The sequence below is a fragment of the Cryobacterium sp. TMT2-18-2 genome (assembly GCF_004402245.1).
GTDB classification, from domain to species: Bacteria; Actinomycetota; Actinomycetes; order Actinomycetales; family Microbacteriaceae; genus Cryobacterium; species Cryobacterium sandaracinum.
Genome location: NZ_SOFU01000019.1, coordinates 1 through 22,082 on the forward strand (window position 1 = coordinate 1; position 22,082 = coordinate 22,082).

The 22,082-nt window shown below is 63.3% G+C and carries 20 protein-coding genes, 2 tRNA genes and 1 pseudogene; 14 read left to right on the forward strand and 9 right to left on the reverse strand.

Annotated features, from left to right (window positions below; genetic code table 11):
- The 8 genes from E3O22_RS06045 to E3O22_RS06080 form a co-directional block, all read left to right on the forward strand.
- The coding region (locus E3O22_RS06045; RefSeq protein WP_134397083.1) for a recombinase family protein at window positions 1-279 on the forward strand (279 nt) is incomplete at its 5' end.
- Between the two features lie 585 nt (window positions 280-864).
- Window positions 865-1,080 (forward strand): hypothetical protein, encoded by a 216-nt coding sequence (locus tag E3O22_RS06050; RefSeq protein WP_134396028.1) that lies wholly within the window; start codon window positions 865-867, stop codon window positions 1,078-1,080.
- A gap of 144 nt (window positions 1,081-1,224) precedes the next feature.
- The gene (locus E3O22_RS06055; protein ID WP_134396029.1) at window positions 1,225-1,830 is read left to right on the forward strand and encodes a PHP domain-containing protein; all 606 of its coding nucleotides are present in this window, start codon (window positions 1,225-1,227) and stop codon (window positions 1,828-1,830) included.
- Between the two features lie 216 nt (window positions 1,831-2,046).
- Window positions 2,047-2,832 (forward strand): acetoin reductase, encoded by a 786-nt coding sequence (locus tag E3O22_RS06060; protein ID WP_134396030.1) that lies wholly within the window; start codon window positions 2,047-2,049, stop codon window positions 2,830-2,832.
- 484 nt (window positions 2,833-3,316) lie between these two features.
- Window positions 3,317-5,140: a family 43 glycosylhydrolase gene (locus E3O22_RS06065; RefSeq protein WP_166784579.1), complete on the forward strand. Its 1,824-nt coding sequence runs from the start codon at window positions 3,317-3,319 to the stop codon at window positions 5,138-5,140.
- A 438-nt stretch (window positions 5,141-5,578) separates the two neighbouring features.
- Complete coding sequence (locus tag E3O22_RS06070) at window positions 5,579-6,052, forward strand: hypothetical protein (RefSeq protein ID WP_134396032.1); 474 nt, start codon at window positions 5,579-5,581, stop codon at window positions 6,050-6,052.
- Between the two features lie 833 nt (window positions 6,053-6,885).
- Window positions 6,886-7,218, forward strand: a complete 333-nt coding sequence (locus tag E3O22_RS06075) for a PadR family transcriptional regulator (RefSeq protein WP_134396033.1) — start codon at window positions 6,886-6,888, stop codon at window positions 7,216-7,218.
- Window positions 7,215-8,078 carry a permease prefix domain 1-containing protein gene (locus E3O22_RS06080; RefSeq protein WP_134396034.1) on the forward strand — a complete coding sequence of 288 codons (864 nt, stop codon included), beginning with the start codon at window positions 7,215-7,217 and terminating at the stop codon, window positions 8,076-8,078. The genes E3O22_RS06075 and E3O22_RS06080 overlap by 4 nt, the downstream gene beginning before the upstream one ends.
- A gap of 84 nt (window positions 8,079-8,162) precedes the next feature.
- On the opposite strand, the gene E3O22_RS06085 is transcribed toward E3O22_RS06080, so the two are convergent.
- Window positions 8,163-8,471, reverse strand: a complete 309-nt coding sequence (locus tag E3O22_RS06085; protein ID WP_134396035.1) for a thioredoxin family protein — start codon at window positions 8,469-8,471, stop codon at window positions 8,163-8,165.
- Between the two features lie 54 nt (window positions 8,472-8,525).
- On the opposite strand from E3O22_RS06085, the gene E3O22_RS06090 reads away from it, so the two are divergent.
- The 3 genes and pseudogenes from E3O22_RS06090 (at window position 8,526) to E3O22_RS16700 (ending at window position 9,929) form a co-directional block, all read left to right on the forward strand.
- A complete protein-coding gene (locus E3O22_RS06090) occupies window positions 8,526-8,930 on the forward strand; it encodes a heavy metal-responsive transcriptional regulator (protein ID WP_134396036.1) in 405 nt (134 codons plus the stop codon).
- Between the two features lie 176 nt (window positions 8,931-9,106).
- Window positions 9,107-9,346, forward strand: a pseudogene (locus E3O22_RS16695) (transposase); the annotation flags it as partial.
- Window positions 9,288-9,929, forward strand: a complete 642-nt coding sequence (locus E3O22_RS16700; protein ID WP_370448449.1) for a transposase — start codon at window positions 9,288-9,290, stop codon at window positions 9,927-9,929. The pseudogene E3O22_RS16695 and the gene E3O22_RS16700, both read left to right, overlap by 59 nt.
- Here the strand turns inward: E3O22_RS16700 and E3O22_RS06110 are convergent.
- On the reverse strand, window positions 9,851-10,318 hold the full coding sequence (locus tag E3O22_RS06110; protein WP_134396038.1) for an N-acetyltransferase: 468 nt from the start codon (window positions 10,316-10,318) through the stop codon (window positions 9,851-9,853). The two genes, E3O22_RS16700 and E3O22_RS06110, sit on opposite strands and share 79 nt — an antisense overlap.
- Before the next feature lie 268 nt (window positions 10,319-10,586).
- On the opposite strand from E3O22_RS06110, the gene E3O22_RS06115 reads away from it, so the two are divergent.
- Window positions 10,587-10,754: a restriction endonuclease gene (locus E3O22_RS06115; protein WP_241976539.1), complete on the forward strand. Its 168-nt coding sequence runs from the start codon at window positions 10,587-10,589 to the stop codon at window positions 10,752-10,754.
- A 227-nt stretch (window positions 10,755-10,981) separates the two neighbouring features.
- On the opposite strand, the gene E3O22_RS06120 is transcribed toward E3O22_RS06115, so the two are convergent.
- Window positions 10,982-11,578, reverse strand: coding sequence for an SOS response-associated peptidase (locus tag E3O22_RS06120; protein ID WP_198410575.1), 597 nt, complete (start codon window positions 11,576-11,578; stop codon window positions 10,982-10,984).
- A gap of 952 nt (window positions 11,579-12,530) precedes the next feature.
- Here E3O22_RS06120 and E3O22_RS06125 point away from each other — a divergent pair.
- The gene (locus E3O22_RS06125) at window positions 12,531-14,078 is read left to right on the forward strand and encodes a bifunctional UDP-sugar hydrolase/5'-nucleotidase (RefSeq protein WP_134396039.1); all 1,548 of its coding nucleotides are present in this window, start codon (window positions 12,531-12,533) and stop codon (window positions 14,076-14,078) included.
- A gap of 605 nt (window positions 14,079-14,683) precedes the next feature.
- Window positions 14,684-15,220: a hypothetical protein gene (locus E3O22_RS06130; protein ID WP_198410576.1), complete on the forward strand. Its 537-nt coding sequence runs from the start codon at window positions 14,684-14,686 to the stop codon at window positions 15,218-15,220.
- 776 nt (window positions 15,221-15,996) lie between these two features.
- Here the strand turns inward: E3O22_RS06130 and E3O22_RS06135 are convergent.
- The 6 genes from E3O22_RS06135 to E3O22_RS06160 form a co-directional block, all read right to left on the reverse strand.
- Window positions 15,997-16,070 (reverse strand) — tRNA-Met (locus E3O22_RS06135).
- Window positions 16,071-16,103: 33 nt separating this feature from the next.
- Window positions 16,104-16,175 (reverse strand) — tRNA-Thr (locus E3O22_RS06140).
- 54 nt (window positions 16,176-16,229) lie between these two features.
- Window positions 16,230-18,095: a glycoside hydrolase family 13 protein gene (locus E3O22_RS06145; protein ID WP_134396041.1), complete on the reverse strand. Its 1,866-nt coding sequence runs from the start codon at window positions 18,093-18,095 to the stop codon at window positions 16,230-16,232.
- Between the two features lie 7 nt (window positions 18,096-18,102).
- On the reverse strand, window positions 18,103-19,011 hold the full coding sequence (locus E3O22_RS06150) for a sugar ABC transporter permease (protein ID WP_134396042.1): 909 nt from the start codon (window positions 19,009-19,011) through the stop codon (window positions 18,103-18,105).
- Between the two features lies 1 nt (window position 19,012).
- Window positions 19,013-20,650 (reverse strand): ABC transporter permease subunit, encoded by a 1,638-nt coding sequence (locus tag E3O22_RS06155; protein ID WP_134396043.1) that lies wholly within the window; start codon window positions 20,648-20,650, stop codon window positions 19,013-19,015.
- A gap of 96 nt (window positions 20,651-20,746) precedes the next feature.
- Window positions 20,747-21,985, reverse strand: coding sequence for a maltose ABC transporter substrate-binding protein (locus E3O22_RS06160; RefSeq protein ID WP_134396044.1), 1,239 nt, complete (start codon window positions 21,983-21,985; stop codon window positions 20,747-20,749).
- Window positions 21,986-22,082 lie beyond the last annotated feature (97 nt).

Consider the following 22,082-nt stretch of genomic DNA (forward strand, 5'->3'; position numbering starts at 1 on the left):
CCCCAAGGTGAGTTCATGCTCACGGTTCTCGCCGCTATCGCACAGCTGGAGCGCAAATCCATCCGTGAACGGCAGGCAGAGGGCATCGCCATCGCGAAGAGGAACGGGAAGTACGAGAAGGCTCCGAAGCTCGGACTGGAGCAGATCACTGAGGCCCGCGAGCGGGTCGAGGCTGGCGTGCCGAAAGCGTTGGTGGCCCGGGACCTCGGGGTGTCGCGGCAGACGCTCTACGCCGCGCTGAACAGCTCCGGCAAATACGCTACGTTTGCGGCCGTCTGAGAATGATCATGGGAGCGCGCCAGAACTAGGCGACTCCTCGGGAGGTCGCGGCGGACAAGGCGTCACTCTGAACGTTAGGCTTCCCAACAGAACCCCTGAGATCGGAGGACCAGCATGAATGGTGACGGCACACAGAATGAACCGATCCAAGACCAGCATTCTCAATCGGACGAGGACAAGGTGGCGGGGATTCTCGCACAGGAGGAAGCTGACCTCGCCGGCCACAGCGAACACCAAGTCCTCGACGCGCTGCGTGAACGATTCGCAGATGCTGGACACACTGTGAGCGAAGAAGCACTCCAAGACCATGCGCGTCGAATCGCCGGTCTCGACCCGAANTTCTGCGTGAGCACTCAGGAACGGCGTAGGAACCGAATCAGAACCGCGTACCCAGGCCAGCGACATACAATTGCGTCGCCGCTGACGGCCGAGCACCCCTCGACATGTGCGAGCCCTCAGCGCGCCGGCGGCGGAATCTGAACGAGGCGGCCTGGGTGCGAGCCCCTTCGGTCACCCCCCTCTCGGCGGGAGTACCAACTGATCCCAGCCACCCTGCCAACACCGCATGTCGGCTGGGTCGCGCGCATGAGGATGTTGCTCCGCGAGACCGAGGCCGCCGAAGAGATACTTGCCGGCCTGGACCACGACCGGGAGGCGTGGCACCCGGTCGCGTACTTCTACGGCGTGCAGGAAATCTCCAATCGACTTACGGAACGCGCCGACCTGCCCAAACGAATCGGAGAAATGCTCACACCCGCCCTCAAAACGTTCGGCATTACGCATCCCAACCGGTTTCTCTGACCGCGTGAGGTTCCGAGCAATTCCCCACGAAAGGCCCCAATCACGTTAACGTGCCACGCGAGGACCTCCGTGACTGGTGAAGATGTTAGATACCTGCACTCCCCATGTCGAATAAACGTTCGATAGCAGGGGTTGGAGGTGCGGATGGGACGGGGCTTCCCGCACCTCCACGTCGCCTCCGCGTACTCGCCGCACTACGGCGTGACCATGCTCGAGGCGCTCGTCGACCAGGCGGCCGCCGCCGGCGCTGACTTCCTCGCCTTCACCGACCGGTACGGGCTGTACGGGGCCATCAAACACGTGCGGGCGTGCGCGGCCGCCGGGATCCGGCCGGGCCTCGGCGCGGACCTGGCCGTCCACGATGACGAACACCGGCCGCTAGGACGGGTGACCCTGCTCGCGCACGGCGGGGGCGGTTGCGGGGTTGCGTGCATGGCTCCGCGTCATGCCGATCGGCTCGATCACCTTCGAAGTCGTCTGCCATCTCGCACCGACCGGGCAACGCGGTTCAATGGCTGCGGCCACCCGGATGCTGGGCCTCGCCGAGGACACTGGGACCCCCGCCATCCTCTCCAACGCGGCAAACGCGTCGTCTTCCCCTCGCTCGAGGACGGCAGCGGGCCGGTATCCAACGTGGCGGAGAAAATCCCGGTGCGTCATGCCGCGGAGCGGGAACGGGAGCGGGTGGTGGTCGAGGCGGAGGCGGAGGCCGCGGACAACGTCATTCAGATGTGGAAGCGGAGGGCGTGAGGTCGCGGACGATATTCACTGGACGGCGCTCCTCTGGGCGGGCAGAGTGTTCGCGGCGCACCCGGCCAGCGTCAAGCCTGCGATGGCGGCAACGGCCGGCGGATCTGTCGCCTAACCTGAATGAGTCCGAACGGTTGTCTGACCGACACCGTCCGGGCCGCGGGTCAACGACGCCAAACGGCGCTCAGCATGCCCGAACCAGAGATGAGAACCACCATGACCGTTTCTAACAAAGTCGCACTCGTCACCGGAGCCGGACAGGGAATCGGACGCGGCATCGCCCTCCGCCTCGCCCAGGACGGCTACGACATCGCCGTCGCCGACCTCGACTTCCAGGCCGAGAAGGGTGCCGGTGTCGTCGCCGAAATTGTGGCTCTCGGACGCAAGGCCGTCTTCGTCACCGCCGACGTCTCCAACCGCGACGACGTGTTCGCCGCCGTGAACACCGCGGCCGAGAAGCTCGGCGGGTTCGACGTGATCGTCAACAACGCCGGCATCGCGCAGGTCACACCCATGCTCGAGATCACGGCAGAAGACATGGAGAAGATCTTCCGCATCAACGTGAACAGCGTTGTCTGGGGAATCCAGGCCGCCGTCGCGAAGTTCGACGAGCTCGGCCACGCTGGCAAGATCATCAACGCCGCCTCCATCGCCGCCATTCAGGGCTTCCCCATCCTCGGCGCCTACTCGGCGTCGAAGTTCGCCGTGCGCGGCATCACCCAGGCTGCCGCCCAGGAGCTCGCACCCCGAGGCGTCACCGTCAACGCCTACGCTCCCGGCATCGTCGGCACCGGCATGTGGGACCTCATCGACGAGAAGCTCAGCGCCATCAACGGCAAGCCGCGCGGTCAGAACCTCAAGGAAAACGTCGAGGGCATCGCGCTGGGCCGTATCGAGACCCCGGAGGATGTCGCCAAGATCGTGTCGTTCTTCGCTGGCCCCGACTCCGACTACGTGACCGGCCAGGTCCTGCTCGTCGACGGCGGGATGCTCTACAACTAGAGCCTGGCACGTTCTGGGGAGCGACGCCCCGCGACGAACGGATGGCGAGGTCGGGAACAATCCGGACCTCGCCATCGGTGCGCGTGTACTGGGTACCCTTGGAGGGATTCGAACCCCCAACCGTTTCCTTGGGACGGCGCTCGGAATCAAGGACATCCTTTGTCCCGGGTACCGGCCCAGGGCGAATCAGTACCGCGTGCTGCCTCACGTTGTAGGTGCCCGTCTCGACCCAGATCGTGTTGTGGATGATCCGGTCCATCCTCGCGTCCGCGTGGACTCCGGAGCCGAGGCGCTGGTGTGTGACTCCTGGAACTCTGTGGCGGCGTTATCAAATCGGATGAAATCACGTCGAATTTCAGCCGGACTGTAATTACTAGAGTTGGTGCCGAACATCGACCTGTGGCTTCATCCGCCGGCGAGAGGAAGCGGGCATCTGCGCCTACCCGTGTCTATGGGTAAGGGGTCGTACTTCAACGGTCGATATGTGTCCTACACCAATCCGCTGTCTCCGGAGGGTCGAGACGGCAACGTTGTCGAGAGCTGCGCCGACCCAACTGTGTTGCGCGGGCAAGCTCCAGAAGACACTACGTGGTACATGTACTGCACCACCGATCCGCTCAACGACGAAGATCTCAATGCAGACGGCGATCTGGCGTTCCACCGAGTTCCGACCATGGCCTCCGAGAATCTGGTCGACTGGACCTACGTAGGGGACGCGTTCGACACTCTTCCCTCTTGGGCTGAGCCCGATGCGGCGCTCTGGGCACCCGAGGTGGTGTACTCCGACCTTTTCGACCAGTACTACATGTTCGTCGGTGTCACCGACACAATCGCAGCGGTGAGCGGTGTCGATGATTGCGGTAGCGACAACGCGATAGGTGTTGCTGTGAGTGCGAGCCCCACCGGCCCATGGCTGTTCTCCGACGAACCTGTGATCGACCCACGTCAGAACGGTGAGGGCTGCAATTTCCTGTGGACCTACGACCCGGATGTGCTCGGAGACACGGTGAGCGAGGCGAGTGTGCTGTATTACGGCAGCTATTACGGGGGCGTGTTCGGTGCAGACGTGACTTTCTCCGCCACCGGATCATCGGTCGACGAATCCACCTCGACCCTCGTCGCCCTCGACAATAAGTACGAGGGTTCCAACGTGGTGCAAAAAGACGGCTTCTACTACCTCTTCCTTTCTGCGACCAACTGCTGCAACGGAGCGCTGACCGGCTACAGCGTCTTCGTCGGCCGCTCGGCTGATCCGTTCGGTCCGTTCGTCGACGCACAAGGAATTTCGCTAACGGATACCCAGACCGGAGGTACGCCGTTCCTCACCATGAATGGCAATCGTTGGGTCGGCACGGGGCATAACACGGTGTTTCAGGATGCCGCGGGCGCATGGTGGACGATATATCACGCGGTTGACCAGCGCGATCCATTCTTCGAGACAGCCACCGGATTCACGAAACGCCCGGCTCTCCTCGACGCCATCGACTGGGTCGATGGATGGCCGACCGTGAACGGGGGGCGCGGTCCGTCTGATCGCGAACTATTCGCGCCCGCCGGCCAAGAGGGCGAGAAGGCGCGTCCAACGCCCCGGATTGAGCGGCAGCAGACCCCTGGCCAACTGCTACCTGACTACACTGACGAGTTTTCCGGCACGGAGTTGTTGCCTGCTTGGTCTTGGGATTGGGCCGGAGACGAATCGACCTCGTCGGCTCTGACACCGCCCGCATCCAGCATCGTCGACGGGGTACTCACGGTTCCGATCGAGGCGACCGACCTTTTCGCAGACGTCGACACGGCATCCGTCCTCGTGCGCGAAGCACCCGACCGCGATTACGTCGTCGAGACACGCGTGCGGGTCTCGGTGCCCGACGAGGGCTGCTGCTTCAATTTCGCACAGGCGGGAGTGCTCGCCTACGGGGACGAAGACAACTTCGTCGAACTCTCCAACACATCGATCTTCAACACCCGACAGACCGAGTTCGCCAAGGAGATCTCCCCGGTGCCAGAAGGATGGGCACGGTACGGCAACACGGTTGTCGGCCCGCCATCGGAGGAATGGACCTACCTGCGCATCGCCGTCGAGAAACTGCAAAGTGCGGCCAGCGCGGCTGCCGGTGGAGACACCGAGCGCTACACCGCCTACACCAGCCAGGACGGCAAAACCTGGGTCCGCGGGGGCACCTGGACGCACGCGATCGGAGACGAACCACGCCTTGCGCTCGCCGCTTTTGGACTGCAAGACGCTAGCCAAAAGTTCACCGCAGAGTTCGATTATGTGCGGGTGTCTAAGCTCAGCCGGAAGGAATAGTCGTTGGTGGCACGAAGGGCACCGATCATTGCTCATGGCGTGAACGCAGTGCGCTAAGTTGTGAACATTTCCGCGCAGACCTGGGTGGCCAGAAACCGCGCCACACTGGCCCGATTCTTCGCTGAAATGGCCGACCCAAAGTTGACAAAACACAACACGCTTCAAGTGGCGACGACGACACCAAAAACCGCGAAACACCACCACTACAAGACCCGCGGACACGTCCCATAAACGCGACTGTAGTACTAGCCCTGCCCGAACTCGCCGGCTCCAGCGCGCTCGAGCGCCAGCGGATCGCCGAGCACCAACCGTTCTCCTCCATACGAGACTTCCGAGGGGGGGGGTGCCGGCCGCGCCGGCGCACGTTCGATGCCCTGGCCCGGGTCGGCGCCCTGGACTCGTTCATCGGCTACGACCGGGCCCGCCGCGGCGATCTCCTTGCCCATATCCAAGGCCGGCGGGCGCGCCCTCCCCGTCGGACCCGACCAGCTCGTGTCCGACATTGACCTACCGTTGCCTGACTTCTACCGGTCAGTCACCGCCCTCGACCTCCGCGGCCGCACCCAAACAGACGTGGAACTCCGAGACCTCGGCCTCGCCGTCGGCCACCACCAAATGACCCGGTTCTACCCTTTGTTCAAGGAACTCGGGGTCACGCCGGCGTCGGAGCTAATGAAACTGCCGGGCGGCACCGAAGTCCTGGTCGCCGGGGTCCGCCGCGCCACCCACACACCCCCAATGCGAAGCGGCAACCGCGTCGTATTCCTCTCCCTCGACGACGGCACCGGACCGGTATTCAACGTGGTGTTCTTCCACGACGCCCAGGCACAGATCGGGGCGCCCGTGTTCCGCACCACTACGCCCTGTTCCGCGGCCGAACCCGGCGCGCCGGCGCCCGCGGGGTGTCAGTGACGGCGAGCAGATGTGGGATCTGCTGGACGTGGCAGGGAAGGTCCGGGCCCGCCAGGCCGCGGAACTGGAGCGAGAGCGGGTAGTGGTCGAGGCGGAGGCTGCGGTCCCTATTCACGGGACGGGCGTTCCTTTAGACGGGCCTGACTGCGAATTCTCTCGGGCAGGGCAAACGGGACGGTCCCTTCAGCACGAGCCCCCAGCCGTTTCGTGTCGATTTCCATACTCGGCTGCACAAATTCCGCACTCGCGTGCGCAGCTCATTCACGCCACCACGGACCTTGGGTCCGTGCCCATGAGAGTCCGGCTTCCGGGACAGCGGATGCCCGCGCGTGACGACAGAATGTCACGCCCTTTCAGCAGTGTTGTAACTGGTTGGCACCGGGCAGACCTGAAGACGATCTTGTACTCGTGTCGACGCGATACGCGTTGGTCACCCTCGTAGGGTGACAAATTCGCGCCGCGAAGTAGCTGCGCGATCGTGCAGGCTCTCGACGCCGGGACGCACACGACACAGAGATCGGGGAACCGCATGACTCAATCACGTGGCCATGCCCGGCCATGGCAAATACTGGGGGCAATCCTGTCCTTGCTTGCTAAGGGCATCGGTGCTGGCAGTCCTCGATCGCCACCATAACTTTCGGAGGCCGCGCTGCCCCAGGCGACCTGCCAACATCGCCGCCGCCGAAAGAGTATCGACCGTAGACGACCAGCACCGCCTCAGCGGGGTCACGTTCCCGGGTCAGGGTGGGTATGTGACTCATCGTGCGATTGAAGTTGCTTATGCTACGTGCGTCGTAGTACGATCAACGTAGCAAAGCACGGAAGGAGTAGCCATGATTAGCGCAGACGCGATTCGCGGGTACGTCGATCTCATGGTGCTCTCGCTACTCCAGAAGGGGCCGTCCTACGCTTATGAGCTCGTGCAGCAGATCAGCGCTGTGACCGGAGCGGACTACTCCATCAAGCAAACAACCCTGTATTCCGCCGTGAAGCGCCTCGAAGCCTCCGGTCTCGTGACGTCGTTTCCCGGTACATCTGAGTCCGGCAAGTCCCGCACCTATTATCAAGTCACCGAATCAGGTCTCGCCTACCTCGATCAGAAGGTCGATGAGTGGCGCGACACCAAGTCTGTAGTTGATCGTTTCGTGGAAGGAATCCGCTCATGAACGTGGTTATCGCCTACCTAGAGACGATGTTCAGCTCGTATCCGCAGACGCCTCGCTTGCTCGAGGCGAAAGCCGAACTGCAAACGATGATGGAAGACGCGTACAGCAGCCTCATTGCCGAAGGATCGACGCAGAACGAGGCCGTGGGGAAGGTCATCACTGACTTCGGGAACCTCGACGAAGTGGCGCCAGCGCTCGGTATCACAGCCGAAATCGCTCCGGCCGATGCGACCTCGATGAACCTCGCTTCAGGAGCTGCCGCTCCGGCCCTCGCTGCAGGGGCATGGGTAGCCACCCAGCCGCCCGTAACGATGAAGGAGGCCGAAGGGTTCGCCGGAGCGCATCGCAACACGCGATACCGGCTCGGTGCTGGCGTCGCACTCTGCGTTATGTCTCCGATCCCACTGCTTCTGTTGCTCAATACCGCAGCTATGCACGATTCACCAGTGGATAGCGGAGCCGCAGTCGTGGCCGGAACCGTGCTTCTACTTTTCGTCGCAGCCGGCGGGGTGGTGTTGCTGGCGGGCATATCCAAAAACTTCACGCCCTTCGCCCGGCTACAAGGAGGAAACTTCGGCCCAAATCCCTCCGTGACCGAGTGGGCTGCTGAGCTGGCGCAAACCCACGAGCGCCGCCGCTTTACAGCTCTCACGCTTGCCGTCTTGCTCTGGGCGCTATCTCCCGTACCGCCACTCGTAGTGACCTACCTGCCAGAGACCGCAAATCAGGGCTCCTGGATCATCGGAAGCACGGCCCTCACACTGCTTCTCGTCGCCGCGGGCCTACTCGTCGCCCTCCCCGCAACCTGGGCGCGGAGCGTCGCCAACACCATCAACCGTGCCAATCTTCGAGACCGCTGAGGCCTAACACACCCTCATTCTCGCTGATGCCTTTGCCCTGCATCAGATGGGCGGCATCGATCACGAACAGGTCGTATTCCTTACCTATGCCGCTGATGCTGTGGCGATCGCATCGCGCAGTTGCTCCAGGGTTGGGGCGCCGGCTAGTCCCGTGGGGGTCTTGTAGATGCGGCAGGCCAGTCCCACCGCGGCCGATAGGTCGGGAAAGAGGTCTGTTCCGCCCACCAGCATGCTCGGAGAACCTCGAAAACCGATTGTCTCTGCGTCTTCCAGATCCTCGACCAACCGCCGGGTCACAACGATGCCGGGGCATGCAGCCGCGATCAACGCCAGCCGCTCAGCAGCAATTTTCCAGTTCGGGCACCCATCGAAGTACTGCAACGTAATATCCATGCCTTCACCGTAAACGTTGCACCGCAGTGCAAGGTCAAGTGGTGGAATGGGAATATGCAGATTAGAGACCTGGCCATCGCGAGCGGCGTAACCGCACAGACCATCCGGTTTTATGAGCGGCGCAGCCTGTCGGATCACGCCGAACGTGGGGGGAACGGTTACCGCCGCTACAATGAAGCGGCCCTATCGCGCCTGCGGTTCATTCGGTCCGCCCAGACGGCTGGTCTGACATTGGCCGAAATTAGCAGCATCATCACTGTGAGAGAAGCTGGCGAGGTGCCGTGCGAACACGTCTCCAACCTCCTCTCAAAAAGACTTGCGGATGTGCACCGCCGCCAACAAGAACTCGTACTTCTTGAAATAGAGCTGCAACACATCATCGACGCGAGCCAGCATCTCGACCCAGGCGATCGCGAAGCGGGCAGTGTCTGCCACGTCATCACCCAAGCTCGGCATTAGCACGCAACGTTTACTCATGCCATGACGCTGGGAATGTGACGCGTAATGTGCTGTCGGACGAGACCGGGGCTCTGCTCGGTCCGCTATTCCCTCCGGCGAAGCAGCGAGGCCGGCCACCGGTAGATCGTCGGCTCGTGGTGGAGGCAGTGATCTGGCGGTTTTGAACGGGTGTTCCCTGGCGGGACCTGCCGGAGCGGTTCGAGAACTGGAACACGATCTACCGCAACTTCGACCGGTGGGCCAAGATCGGCGTCTGGGCTCGATTTCTCGAGCATGTCCAAGGCGTCGCGGAAGCACAAGAGCAAGTCGATTGGGCGGCGTCGATCGACTCAACGCTTGTTCGCGTGCATCAACACGGTGCGACACTGCCACGACTCAAAAAGGCGCCTGTTGGACTACAACAAAACCAGCGCTGAGCCGCCCGATCATGCGATCGGCCGGTCGCGTGGTGGGCTGACGACGAAGACACATCTCGTGTGCGACGGCAAAGGCCGGCCGCTCAGCTTCGTCGTCACGGGTGGCCAGGTTGCGGACACGATTATGCTGCCGACAACGATGGACCAGATCCGCGTTCCGACGGCTGGATGGCCCCGGCGTCGGCCGGAGCGGCTGCGCGCGGATAAGGGATACCCGTCGAAGTCGAACCGGGCCTGCCTGCGGGCGCGGGATGTGAGGACGACGATTCCGGAACGAGATGACCAAATCGCTCACCGTCGTAAGCGCCCGGGCCATCCGATCGTGTTCGACGCGGTCGACCACAAGGGCCGCAACGTCGTCGAGCGGTGCTTCACCGACTTAAGCAATGGCGCGGCATTGCGATGCGCTCCGACAAGACCGCTCGGAACTACCCCGCCGCGCTCTGTCTTGCAGCGTCCCTTCAGTGGCTCACCGCCATCTCAGAAAGCGAAGACTGAGCGGAGTCAGAGCTGCTTCCGCATCTTGACGGTAGTGGTTTCATATCCGACTGACTCGTACAGTCCCCGCGCGGCCTCGTTGTGACCGAACACGCTAAGGCCCAGCGTGCTCGCGCCTGCCGCTCGGGCATGGTCTTCAGCGAGCCGCATCGCCGCTCGCCCGTAGCTCTTATTTCGGTATTCGGGCTCGACTACGACGTCCCAGACCCACCACGAAGTGTCATCGCCCGAGCTGTCGCGACCGATCCAGAGGTACCCGACGGTGCCATCCGTGTCGTGAACGAGGTCAAACACAGCGTTATCCGCGGTGGGGGCACCTGCGGGGAATGCCCGCTCTAGAGAATCGGCGGCATGCCGATCGGCAGCATGTGGCGTCTCACCAGCAGTGATCAGGTCTGCCTTGTACTCGGCGTGACACCGTTCCTGCCACGAGGGGAACCGTTGGGCGTTGATCGGAACCAGGGTGATCGGCATGCGACCAGTCTGACAGCGCCCTCGCCACCCCTCATACCCGTAACCAAGCGTATAAACGGTCAGTGAGTCATTCATGATTTGTTCCCTTCTCAGTCCGGCAGACCATCGACGTCAGACAACACGGGGCCTGAACTACGTCGATATTTCGGCTATCAGCCGATGGCTCGCCATCGGCTGATAATTTGGTCCGTTGAACGCAGCGGAGCGGGAGTCAAGGGCGGCCACAGGTCGGATTCCGTAGGAATCTGCGGAGCACCCTTTTACGCCCGTGGGAGCGGAGTGCAACGCGGGCGAAACGAGCCGGGCGCTCGTCGGCGCTCTCGATGGATTCGGTGCCACCCGCGGTGTCTTCATCACGACGAGCGCGTTCACACCGGCCGCCATCAGCTACACCGCCGACGTACCGTCTCGCATCATCCTCATCGACGGTCAATGACTCGTGGATTTGATCATCAAGTATCTAGTCGGCGTCCAATCGTGACAGACCTACGCCGTTGTCGAAGTGGACGACGACTTCTTCGATTGACAGCTCCACGTGTGGTCCACAAAGAAGAATTCCAGTCGGCGTAGCTTCCCACTAGAAGCTGATCGGTTCGATCAGTCGCCGGTCCTCGCTGTTGAGCGTGCGGACGACGTTGACTGTCCGGGCTACCGGGTGCGCCGTCACCGTTCTTGCGATGGCAATGGAGCTGTGTGGTCAAGCATCGACACGGTTTCCTCCTTGTCGCTGATCTTCTCCGGGTGCAGCCATTGGTCCCACACGTCCGGGGTCAAGAACACGGGCATGCGGTCGTGGATTTCACCTGACGCGTCTCGCGCTGCGCGCGTGATGATCGTGAACGTGATCTTCCACCCATCGTCCTCTTGGCGGGACGCGTAGAGGCCGACCGCGGCCAGCAAATCACCGTCGCTGTGAATGAAGTAGGGCTGCTTGGCGTCGTCCATCTGCTGCCACTCGTAGTAGCCGGCCATGGGCACCAGGCACCGTTGGCTGACAAACGCGCTGCGGAACATGCCATTACTGGCCACCGACTCCAAGCGTGCGTTGATGGGGGCCGGGCCACCCGGCTTCGCCCAACCTGGCTTCAATCCCCAGGAAGCCAGGTCCAGGTCTCGCTGCACTGTTGCGTCGTGGATCCATTCCCGCACGATAGGTGCCGGGTCGGTGGGCGCAACACTGTACGAGGGCTTCCAGTCAGCGGCATTGTCGCCGGTGGCGTCGAAGAGGCTCAGCAGCTCGTCTGTCGTATTGGGGACCACATATCTACCGCATATGCAGTTGAAATTAGCTCCACCCCGGCCTCGTCAGCAATGGGGTCGACCGTAACACCTTCTGAGCAACATCACTGAAGGGGGCCTCATGCGAGTCGAACGATGCGGCACTCGGGGCAGCACCAGGAGGGGCCTTCATCGGTGCCCTCGATCACCATGGGCACCAGGCACATTTCGCAGTTCGGCACACCCAGCTCGTCGCTCATGATGGACACACCACCCGCGCACCCGCGCTTGGCCTTCAGGCCCGTCACCGGGACGCGGCACGCGGCCGAGGCGGGTGTCATTTTCCGAAGTCGTCAGCACAACGAACCCCTGTGTTTCGGGGTTGTGCAGGCGAGTGTGAACATTGGCTTTTTCGTACTCCTCTGCACAAGGCGCCCGTTTGTTCCGAACTCCTCTGCACACAGTGAACAGGCGGCAGTGTCACCGGCGCGCTGGATTGCCCCGGGAGAGTGTGGGCCTCACCCCCTGGGACACGTCGACCAGGTGCTTGCTTCTCCTGAGCCTCGGACAGTTTGGGCTGCTTGCTGGGCAGCCGAACGGCCGCTTTCGCTTTTTCGCTGCTGTGCAGGCGAGTACGAACATTTGTGCAGACGACTTCGAAAATAGACACCCACGACGCCAAGTCCACGTCGCGCGTGACTGTTTCGTCGTGGATCCACTCCCGCACGCTTGGCGCCCGGTTCGTGGGGGCAACACTGTAGGAGGGCTGCCAGTCGACGGCGTTGTCGCCGGTCGCGTCGAAGACACTTAACAGCTCGCCTGTCGTGCTCGGGACCACGAATCTGCCGCTATTTTGGAAGCCGCCGCGCTGGAAAGTGTGAAGTCAGTTGTTATTCAGTAGGACGTTGAAATGACCTTGGCAGGACAGGTCACGTTCACACCCTGCGGGGACCTTGGTCGGGTACGCACGCTCCGACTTCGAAGGGACCACACCTTGCCTCGCCCCCTGATCCGGCTCCTGTCCATTGCGGCCCTTGCGATAGTACTGGCGGCGACTGCACCGGCCCAGGCCCAGGCCGCCCCGCCCGATCAGGCCGCCGATGCCGACAACGCGCGCGCGTCGAATTCCGCGACCCTGCTGTATTTCAACGACGCCCACGAGATCGGCGCAGTACTCTCCGGCGGACAGGACCGCGGCGGTGTCGCCCGTCTCTCCACTGCGATCGACACGGTGCGTGAGGACAACCCAGCGACATCCGTCGTCTTCGGCGGCGACCTGGCCGGAGGCACGCTCTTCGGCGGGCTTTACAAGGGGTTCCCGATGGTCGACGCCTTCAACAAGATCGGCGTAGACCTCGCGAACTTCGGCCAGCACGACTTCGACTTCGGGATCGATAACGCCCGCGAGCTCGTTGCCGCGTCGGAGTTTCCGTGGATCACCTCCAACCTGGTCGACGCTGAGGGCGAGCCGTTCGTGGCGGGAGGCACGTGGGAGGTCCAGCGCATCGGCAAGGTGCGAGTGGGCTTCATCGGCCTGACCGACGCCATCGATACGACCTTGGCCAGCGACCAGCTCGACGAGACCGATCCCGTCGAAGCCGCACGGGCCGCCGTGGCCGACATGACAGCGACAGAGAAGGTGGACGTCGTGGTGGCAGTGACACAGCACTCGATGGACGACAACCGGGTGCTGGCGCAGGCCGTACCGGAGATCGATGCCATCTTCGGCGAGGAGATGGCTGAGTACGAGTCCGTCATCTCCTACTCCGGCAGGGTCCCTCTGATGGCGCCCGAGGGGAACATCGGCTCGCTCATCCGGCTCGACATCACCAAAGAGGGCGGCGAGTACATCGTCGCCCCGTCCGTGATCGAGGTGGACCACACGGTCACCCCGGACCCGATTCTGCGCCAGCTCGAGAAGTTCTACGAGGCCGATATGGCGGCCAACCTCTCCACGGTCCTCGCCACTGTCCAGACCCCGCTGCTCAACCCTGATAACGCCGCCCGCCGCCAGGAAACAGCTCTCGGCAACTGGGTTGCGGATGCCTTCCGCGCGTACCACGGCACCCAGATCGGGTGGATGAATGGTGGTGGCCTGCGCGCAGAGGCACCAGGGCCGGACTTCACCACGCGGGACGCGTACTCCATCGCACCCTTCGACAACAAAGTCATGGTGGTGCAGGCGTCCGGGGCCGGGATCGTCGCGGCACTCGAGCAGGGCGTTGGACACGTGGACATTCTGGGAGGCGGCTTCCCCCAGGTGTCGGGGATTTCCTACTCCTACTCCCCCAGTGCTGCCGTCGGCTCACGCGTAAGCGACGTCCGGGTCGCCGGGGAACCAATCGACGTCGCATCCACATACTCGGTGGCGGTAACAAACTACGTCGTCGGTGGCGGCGACGGCGTCGCCGGGTTCTCGGGAGGATCAGTGCTGGTCCCAGCTTCGGGAGCGCCAAGCGACGCGGAGGCGATCATGGCCCACGCAAAGTCGCTCGGCGTCGTCGACGCGACGACGGAGGGACGGATCACCGTCCTGCCGTAAGACCGACGCCGAAATCGGCGGCCTCGCGCACGGCGTTGCACTCACGATCAGCGCGGCAACCCTCCACGCAGGATCTATTGTCGTGTTCCGCCGGCAGCAAGCCCACCCCAACGGCTCGCCCAGCCCGCGCATCATGGTGACAATTCAGCTCATCGCCAGTGCAATCATCAGTTCTGGATTTGTCAACCCAAGTGGGACCCGCCGGGGCAATCTAAGCGGGACCCACTGACCTCACCGCTGCCAACGAACCGCGGCATCCGACTCCCCGAACAGGGAGGCTCCCCATGGCAGGGCCGAAGCGCTACCTGACCTGACGCGGTCGAGATCGGCCAGAACACACCTCAGGCTCAGATGGGGCCGTCCAACACGCTTGCTTCTCGCACCTTGGCCTCAATCTGCTCGTCCAAGCGAACAGATTCGTCAGCGCGGCTGCGAGGTGCGACGCACCCCCGGACCGACGATAGCCTCGAAGCACAGCAGGTCGTTCATAAGGCGCAGAGTTGATTCGGTTCACGAGTTTCATGCCGGTCCCGCAACCCAGCCTGACCAAGGCGAAGTTCAACATCCGAGCAGGGGTCGGAGGTGCCTCAGCGTGGGATCTGCTCATGGCCGACGATCTCGAGGACTGGCTTGACATGAGCCGCCACCGCGAGCGGCACCAGAACAACAACCTTGACCGCGCCGAGTTCCTGCTCACCTTCGCCCAGTACTACCCGTACGGACCCCAGTACGTCATCTTCGGCGGGTTCTTCCAGGTGCGCTCAATCGTGCCGGAGATCATCGGCGGGCCTGGCTACGAACTGGAATTGCTTGACCAGTATTCGGAGTACATCAAACGACTCATCGTCAAGCTGGAGAGGCCGGTCGGTAGAGACCTGTACCTGCGGTGGTACGGGACGCTGCAGGACAGCAAGCTCAACCCCGAGGTGTATGAGCTCGCACCGGACACCAAGCTCGGCACGTTCCCTGGCTACCAGAACGTCAGGCTTAGTCACCACGAACTCCAGCGCATCATCGGCAGCTTCCAGTACTCCATCCTGGAGATTTTCGACCCCAAGACAAAGTCCGAGACGATCCTGCAGCGCGAGTCCGTCTGGAAGCTCGCCCTCGACAGCCGCGGGCACGGGATTAACCGGAACTGACCCACCGCGCGAACCGGCGACCGAACCTCCCCCGCGAGCTGCGAGACCCGCACCACCGGGAGATGCTGCCGAGCATCTCTGCGCGCTTTCGTGCGCTCGGCACTTCCTCGCGGCATCGGCCTCTGCGGTCGGGCATTGAGAACATTTGTCCCGCGACACGCTATCTCAGCCCCCCTCAGCCGGCAGGGCTCTTCCTGCCGCCCCTCGGGGCGCCACCCTTCCTCGAACGCCTGCCAATCCTGTGGCGCAATGTCAGGCCTGTGGCGGGAATTCTCATGTGATTCCTGGACGGTCCTGCTCCATGCCTCAGCGTCATCAGCTGACATTTCACCGGATCGCACGTCGTTCGCGACCTCGTCCGCCTTCCCCACGCCCAAGTAGATGGAGAACCTCTCGTAGGCCTCAGAAGATAGTTCCGAGCCACCGGGACCCTCGCCGCGATTGTGCGATGCGCCCATAGCTGTAGTCCCCTTAATCATGTAGTCGTTGACTGAACTCTTTTAGGGGGTCGCTCGCGTCGTGCCCTTCGGGTTAGGGGCGCGATCGTCGAGCGAGTAGGCCCCGGTTGCAGGTGCAACCCGAGCCTCGTGCGTCTCGGGCCGACGAGGGTGTGCGTCCGACTCGGGCAAGCACAGCAACCCACCACCCGCCGGCCGCGAGAGTATGCGCACCGGAGTTTCGCCCGCACTTCAGATCTAGAGCGGAGTCGGTCAGCATCCGGGCAAAAAGAAAGGCCCCGTGACCGGTAGAATTCCTGGTCAAAGGGCCTTTATGTGTAGCGGGAGCGGGAATTGAACCCGCGACACCACGATTATGAGCCGTGTGCTCTAACCAACTGAGCTACCCCGCCACGACCTGTCGGCTGCAAGAGCTTCCAAGCCAGAGCCCCCTGTGGGAATCGGACCCACTACCTCTTCCTTACCAAGGAAGTGCTCTACCAATGAGCTAAGGGGGCGAAGCATCCGTGTGAACGAAAACCAAGCCAAATTTCGGCAACCGGTAAATATTATCACCAAGTCGGCCGGCTCGATGACCGTGGGGCGGAATCGGGCACCGAAACCCCCGGCAGCGCCCACGCGGTGAAGCTCGGCCCGTCCGTTTCCAGACGGATTCGTCCGCCCGCCACGCTGACGGCGGCGTCGCCCAGGAGCCGGGTCGGCTCCCCTGCCACGGACCCGAGCGGCAGTGTCACCGCGCACGCGGCGCGGGCCGCGACCAACAGCACCGACTCCTCCGCACACTCGCGCACGTAGACGAGCACATCCGCTCCCACGTGCACCCAGCGCATCCCGCCGCCGTTCAGGGCCGGGTGGGCGGTGCGCAAGCGGATCAGCGCGGCGTACAGGTCGATGGTGGCCGCCACCTCGGAGTCGCCCGCCGTATCCCACGGCATGGGCGTGCGCGAGCCCTCGCCGTCGTCGCCGGCCAGTCCGAATTCGTCGCCGGCGAAGACCACCGGGATGCCCGGCAGGGTCGCGCTCAGCCCGAAGGCGACGGCCACTCCCCCGTCGATCGCATGGGTGCGGAACCTTGGAGTGTCGTGCGTGTCGAGAGCGTTCATGGTGGCCAGGCGAGTGCGCCAGGGGTAGCCGGCCGTGAACCGGAGGTGAGCGTCCACGAACGCCCGCCCGTCGGTCAGCGGGATGGTGCCGTAGGGCAGCCCGAAGAACGTCGAGGGGCTGTGCGGTTTCGAGAGCCAGCTCCACACCGGTCGGGTGAAGGTCGTATAGGTCATCGCGCCGTGCCAGCCGTCACCCTGGAAGTCGTCCGACGCATCATTGGTCGATTCGCCGAGCAGGATGGTGTCGGGGTTCTCCGCGATCATGGTGCGACGGATGGTCTGCCGCACCAGGGCGTTCAGGTCCTCCCCCTGCAGGCGGCCGGTCATGTTCGCCACATCGATGCGCCAGCCGTCAAGGTGGTACGGGGCCCGCAGCCACTTCGCCACCACCGACTGCGGCCCCTCGATGAACCGGCGGCGCAGCTCGATCGAGGACCAGTTGAACTTCGGCAGGCTGGGCACGTCGAGCCAGGACGCGTAGTCCTCGTGCCGGTCGTCGAGCCAGTAGTAGAAGGAGCTCTCGACGGCATCCGGGGTGCGGTGCGCCGCCCGGAACCACTCGTGCCGGTTGCCGGAGTGGTTCGACGTGAGGTCGCCGATCACCTTGAAGCCCCGCTCGTGGGCAGCCTCGACCAGCCGCACGAGGGCAGCATCGCCGCCCAGTGCCGGGTCGACCACGTCGAAGCTCCGCGCGTCGTAGCGGTGGCACGAGCCGGCCGGGAACACGGGCGTCAGGTAGAGCAGGGTGACGCCAAGCCGTTCGAGGTGGTCCAGGTGCAGGACGATGCCGTCGAGGTCCCCACCGTAGAACTGGTGCGAACGGGCCGGTTGCTCCGCCGCCACCGGGTCGCCCCACGCCGCGGGCACAGCCCAGGCCGGCTTCTCGCGCAGCGCGGCGGCCGTGGAACGCCCGAAACGATCCGGGAAGATCTGGTACATCACGGTCGACGCGGCCCAGTCCGGCGGTGCCGGATGGCTGAGCAGCTTGAAGTCCTCCGCGTCGACGGTCTCGAAGGAATGCGCTCCGGCGGCGTTCAGCCACCAGTGCCCGCCGTCGACCCGGTTGATCAGGAACCGGTAGCCGTTGACCGGGTTCAGGATCTCGACCTCGGCCTCCCACCACCGCCAGCCCTCCGCCGCGCCGAGCAGGCGGGCCTCGTGGAAGCGCGGTTCCCGGTCGGGTGTCGAGCGCACGTGCACGGATGCGACGGCGCCCCACGCCTCCGGCACCCGCACCCGCACGCCGACCGTGTCGCCCGGCCGCGGCGCCTGGTCGGAGACGTACAGGGCCGACCCGTCGTGGTGCGGAAGCATGCGCGCCCTACTTCACCGATCCGGCGGTCAGGCCACCGACGATGTACTTCTGCAGCCAGAGGAACAGGGCCATCACGGGCAGGGCCGCGAGCACGGCGCCGGCCGCGAAGACCGAGTAGTTAGTGGAAAATTTCTGAGACACGAACTGGTACAGGCCCACCGCGAGGGTCTGATTCTCCGGACTGATCAGCACGATGCTCGCGATGACGAACTCGTTCGTCGTGCCGATGAAGGAGAGGAGGCCGACGACGGCCAAAATGGGTGCGACCAGTCGCAGGATGATCGTGAAGAAGATGCGCGCGTGCCCAGCACCGTCCAACTTGGCGGCCTCATCGATCGAAGCGGGAATCGTGTTGAAAAATCCGTACATCAAGTAGGTGTTCACCCCAAGAGCCCCGCCGAGGTAGACCATGATCAGGCCGACCTGCGAGTCCAGTCCGATCGCGGGGAAGATATCGGAGATGCCGTTGAGCAGGAGGAATATCGCAACGACAGCCAACAGTTGGGGAAACATCTGCAACAGTACGAGCGTGAGCAGTCCCCCCCGGCGACCGAAAAAACGCATCCGGGAGAAGGAATACGCCGCAAGGGCGCCCAAAAACACCGTGCCGATCGAAGTGATCACTCCGATGATCAGGGTATTGCCGTACCAGGCGGCGTATGGCTGTTGGGGCAGGTTGAAGAGCGTCACAAAGCTGTCGAGGCTCACCTTGCTGAAGAGCCCATTTGCCGTGATCAGGGTGCCACCGGGTTGCAGCGCTGCCGAGAGCACGTAGACGAGGGGGAACGCCGAGAACACGGCCATGAACACGCCGATCAGGTGGCGCCATCCCGTTGCTTTGAACCAGCGCTTGAACTGGAATGACGACCTTCGCGCGACGATGCGGTCGCTTGTCTCCCGATTGTTGACCTGCATGTCAGTTCAGCTCCTCTAGCGCCTTGGTCTGCCTAAAGCTGATGATCGACACGATCGCGACCAGCAGGAAAATGATGATGGAGAACGCGCTCGCCAATCCGTAGTCGCGGTTCGCACCGACGAAGGCGACCTTGTAGACCATCGAGATGAGGATGTCGGTCGCACCGACATTCACTCCCGCGGTGACGTCTCTCGGCCCGCCATTGGTGAGCATGTAGATGAGGTTGAAGTTGTTGAAGTTGAACGCGAACGACGAGATGAGCAGCGGGGCCACCGACACGAGCAGCAGCGGCAGCTTGATCAGCCGGAACACCTGCCAGGGCCGCGCCCCGTCGACCGTTGCCGCCTCCTGCAACTCGCCGGGAATCGACTGAAGAGCACCCGTGCAGACCAGGAACATGTAGGGGAAGCCGAGCCACAGGTTCACGAAGATGATGCTGAATTTTGCCAGCCATTCGTTTGTGAGCCAGGGTATTTCCGCCCCGCCGAACAGCACCTGGTTGACGAAGCCGAACTGCGGGTTGAGCAGCCCCGCCCAGACCAGCGCGGACAGGAATGCCGGGAACGCGTAGGGAAGAATCAAGACGACGCGGTAGACGTTGCGTCCGCGCATCCGCAGGTCATTGAAGACCAGCGCCAGGAAGAGCCCGAGCGCGAACGTGGTGGCGACAGAAAGGAAAGCGAAGGCGAAGGTCCACAGGGTCACGTTGATCAGCGGCCCCCGAATGGAATCCGTGCCGAACGCACGGGCAAAGTTATCGAATCCGACCTCGACCTTCCAGCCGGGGCGCAGTTCGGTACCGTCCTCCGCGGCGAACGCCCCGACCGTGCGGTCCTCGGCGTAGACGACGTTCGTCGTGGTGTTCGTCATCGTTCTCGCGGCCTCGTCGTAGACCAGATCGGACAGGTAGAGATAGGCCTTTGAGCCGTCCGGGGTGCGGAGCACCCCCTCGTTCGGGTCGTCGGTGAGCGGCACCGAGAGGGCCGCGATGACCTCTTGATTGGCAGCGATGTCGCTGAACTTGAGCGAGGTGTAGCCGGGAAGTGCGGTGGCGACGCCGTCGGCATCCGTCTCGGCATCGGTGACTTCACGCAGGGGCGCGTCGGCACTGCCGACGCTGATCCGGCCGTCAGGGTCGGTGACGAGGAGACTGTAGGCACCCAGTTGCTCGATCACGGTGATGTCATACGCGACCGAGTCCGGCACTCGCTGCTGCGCGGAGGCGATGAGTGATGAAACCGCGTCCTCCCTGGTGCTGTTGTGCCCGGTGCCGTAGTTCGTGAAAGCGATGTAGCCGGAATAGCCCACAACAAAGATTTGGAAGATCACAAGGAAGATCAGGCCGGGGGTGAGGTACTTGGCCGGCAGGGCGTTTTTGCTGAAGTAGATCCAGTTGACGATCAGAGTGACTGCCAGAACGAGTCCGAAGACGACCCAGTCCTGCTTCAGGAAGAGCACGAAGAGGGCGTAGACGCTGATCGCGTCGACAATACCGAGGAGCAGAATTTTCACCAGGAGAATCTTGATCCCGACGGACGCCGCCTCGGCAATTCGTCCCGCCCGCTTGGATTGCCTCAACTGGGTGACCAGCGAGTTGTCGCGCGCGGTGCGATCGCGACCTGTTCGTGGGGTGGGCATCTTCGTCCGATCTCTGGCGCCTGCCGGCAACCTTGCCTGATGTGTGGTGAGGGAGCACGCTGTGCCCGGCTCCCTGATGGAGCCGGGCACACGGTGTTACTTCGCGATGGCGCCCTGGATTTCGCCAGTCATCTTCTGCCACAGCGCTGCCGGGTCACCCTCGCCCGCGATGATCGCGGCCTCGGTTACACCCCAGAACTGCCAGACCTTGCCCATTTGCGGGATGTTGGGCATCGGAACGGCGGTTGCTCCGACCGTACCGAAACCGGCGGTGATCGGGTCGGCGGCAGCTGCCTCGAAGGCGCTGGTCAGCGCCGGCGGGCGCCCGCCGACCTCGTAGAGCGCCGTCTGCACCTCTTCGGAGCCGATGTAGTTCACCAGGAATTCATTGGCAGCGAGAGCGTTCTTGGTCTTCGCACTCACGAAGAAGCCCTGCACGCCGACAAACGGCTGGGCAGGGTTGGCGCTGGCAGTCGGGATCGGGTCGATCGCGACGTCGATGCCGGCCATCTGGGCATCCGGGACATTCCACGGACCGGAGAGGAAGAACGGCGATGCGCCGGCGTTGAACTTCTCTTTGGCGATGTCGTTGGTGATGTTCACGCTGAGGTGCCCTGCGGCGCCTTCGGATGCGAGCCAGGCCGCGTAGGCCTCACCACCGGCGTTACCGATCGAGAGGTCTTCAGCGTTATAGCTGCCGTCGGAGTTGGTGCCGAACACGGGGGCGCCGAACGAGGTCTGGAACGGGTACAGGTGATACGGGTCCGATTCCGGTCCAACGGGCACGAGGAACGGGAACTCAGTGCCGGCGGCGGTGCCGGCGGCGACCATGTCCGCGTACGTCGCCGGCGCGGTCGGCGCCAGGGCCGTGTTGCGGAGGAGGGCGATGTTCTCGATCGAGTAGGGGACACCGTAGGTCTTGCCCTCGAAGGTCATCGCGGTGACGGCGACCGGCTGGAAGTCAGCGGTCGTATCACCGAGTTCGACGGGCTTGAGCACGCCGTTCGAGACGAGGTTCCCGATCCAGTCGTGGGCGCCGATCGTGATGTCGGGGCCCTTGCCGGTCGGAACCTGTGCAATGAACTCTTCCTGGATCTTGGGGAAGTCCTTCTGGATGAGCTTTACCTTGACGCCGGATTCCTTCGTGAATGCCGCCGCCGCGTCTTTGAGGACCGTGCCGCGGTCGGCATCGACCCAAACCGTCAAGGTGTTGGCGGCGGCTTTATCGCCGTCGCCATCCTGCGGGGAGGCCCCGCCGGAGCATCCGGACAATGCGAGGGACGCTGCGACCACTACTGCGCCGGCAGCGACGAGACCTTTCATGTTCACCATCATTGGTGTGCCTTTCTCAGGACATTGAAGATTTATGCAAGCGTTTACATGTATAGCAAGTATCGGAACCATTGACAACTGAAATAGTCGGATCTATATC